Consider the following 2,473-nt stretch of genomic DNA (forward strand, 5'->3'; position numbering starts at 1 on the left):
TCTCGACGAAGGTTGGCTCTAGCATTTTCTAGATTAGCTCGCTCCGAATTTAATTCTCTTTGGGCAATTAGTTCCGTTTTATCATCTCTCAAGGATCTTAGTTGAGCCTCCGCACTATCTAATTGTGCCTTAGCTGAACCTATCTGAGCAATATTACTATCAAGAACTGCTTGTTGTTGAGAGGGATCTATTTGCAGTATGGGGTCTCCTTTTTTAACCCTGTTACCTAATGATACAAATACTTGCCTCACTTGTCCGCTGACTCTTGGTGTAATAGTTGCTCTTTCTTTTCCTTCTACCCTTGCGACATACTCTGTACTTTCTGCAACTTGAGTCTCGTCAACTCTTGCTATTGTGACTGTCGTAGGTGGGGGTGGTGGTGGAGGTGGCGCACCACCACAGGAACTTAACAACAGGGCAGATAATAGCAAGGGCCAATATTTAGCCTGTTTGACTAATTTGCTATCCATTGGTCTTAAGTTCACTTGTGAATTTCTCCTAAGTTTTAGCTAGCTCTTGAATTTAAGTAATTATGAGATTATTTTAGTCTTGAATATTTGATGCTTTATGCTAACATATAAACTATGAATTTAGTGGCACAATCCCCTTTTTCAGGAGGGAATTTTAAGAATATTTACACTAGCAAAAAAATAGTTTTGAGGTAAGTTTATATTTGATTAAATATCTTTTTAAGAGAGTCTAAAAAAAAACTTAAATTATTCAATTTTTCAGCTTATTTTATTTACAATAGTAGGCTTAGTTAAAAATATTAAGTAGCCAGTATAATTAAATTTTACTATGTCCGTAGCGACAAGCTCGTAGTTTTGCTCTAGCCCAGAGTTAACGAAGTCAGAAGTCAGTAGGGGGGAATGGTCATTCGCCCGTACAGAAGTCAGAAGTTGTTTTTGTAAAGGAGATTTGAGCAAGCCTCCAAAAACATTTCGCCGATCAAGGCGGGGTTTTAGAGCCAATTATTTTGATAAATATTTGGGTACTCCTAAAGATGTAGCGATATTGGTAGGATATATCATTTCAGTTATCAGTTATCAGTTATCAGTTATCAGTACCTCGTGCAATAGGAAGCCTTGAAATGCCGACAAAATCACTACTTATAGATGACTACCAATAATATTTGAAGGGCTAAAGCAAAACTACAAACATATAGCGCTACTTGAATCGGGAATAGGGAATAGGTATGGAGGGAATAGTAAACTGTTAAAGGGTTTCAGGATGCGCGAAATGTCAAGAGCCTTAATGCGTAGCGCTATAACTGATAACTCACTCCCCAATACCATCACATAAATGGCGATCGCTTTCACTGACAGTGGGATTATTTTCGAGGTAGTCGCGCATCCAGTTGCAACCCCATTCTAGGAGGCGATCGAACTTCCAAAAGTTCCACAACTTCACTGTATTGTCCCAACTTGCAGTAGCAATAGTCTCTCCATCTGGACTAAATGCTACACCATAGACCCAACTCTCATGGCTGGTGAGAGTCTGCAATAATTTCCCCTGTTGGTTCCACAATTTTACTGTTTTGTCACGACTAGCAGTGGCAATAGTCTCTCCATCGGGACTAAATGCTACACCATTGACCTCATCATCATGGCCGGTGATAGTCTGCAACAATTGCCCCTGTTGCTTCCACAACTTCACTGTATTGTCCCAACTTGCAGTGGCAATAGTCTCTCCATCGGGACTAAATGCTACACCTATGACCCAATTCTCATGCCCGATTAGAGTCTGCAATAATTTCCCCTGTTGGTTCCACAATTTTACTGTTTTGTCACGACTAGCAGTGGCAATAGTCTCTCCATCGGGACTAAATGCTACACCTATGACCCAATTCTCATGCCCGATTAGAGTCTGCAATAATTTCCCCTCTTGGTTCCACAATTTTACTGTTTTGTCACGACTAGCAGTGGCAATAGTCTCTCCATCGGGACTAAATGCTACACCATAGACCCTATCCTCATGCCCGATTAGAGTCTGCAATAATTTCCCCTCTTGGTTCCACAATTTTACTGTTTTGTCACGACTAGCAGTGGCAATAGTCTCTCCATCGGGACTAAATGCTACACCATAGACCCAACTCTCATGGCTGGTGAGAGTCTGCAATAATTTCCCCTGTTGGTTCCACAATTTTACTGTTTTGTCCCAACTTGCAGAAGCAATAGTCTCTCCATCAGGACTAAATGCTACACCTATGACCTCATCATCATGGCCGGTGAGAGTCTGCAATAATTTCCCCTGTTGGTTCCACAACTTCACTGTATTGTCCCAACTTGCAGTGGCAATAGTCTCTCCATCGGGACTAAATGCTACACCTATGACCCAATTCTCATGCCCGATTAGAGTCTGCAATAATTTCCCCTCTTGGTTCCACAATTTTACTGTTTTGTCACGACTAGCAGTGGCAATAGTCTCTCCATCGGGACTAAATGCTACACCATAGACCCTATCCTCATGCCCG

Annotated in this window: 2 protein-coding genes; both read right to left on the reverse strand. The window is 41.3% G+C overall.

The window, feature by feature from the left end:
* Nucleotides 1–470 (reverse strand): efflux RND transporter periplasmic adaptor subunit (locus F6K22_RS31295; protein ID WP_293107246.1); only part of this gene is annotated, 470 nt, incomplete at its 3' end.
* Between the two features lie 808 nt (nt 471–1,278).
* Nucleotides 1,279–2,473 (reverse strand): WD40 repeat domain-containing protein (locus F6K22_RS31300; protein WP_293107249.1); only part of this gene is annotated, 1,195 nt, incomplete at its 5' end.

This window comes from Okeania sp. SIO2F4 (assembly GCF_010672385.1).
In the GTDB taxonomy this organism is placed as follows: domain Bacteria; phylum Cyanobacteriota; class Cyanobacteriia; order Cyanobacteriales; family Microcoleaceae; genus Trichodesmium.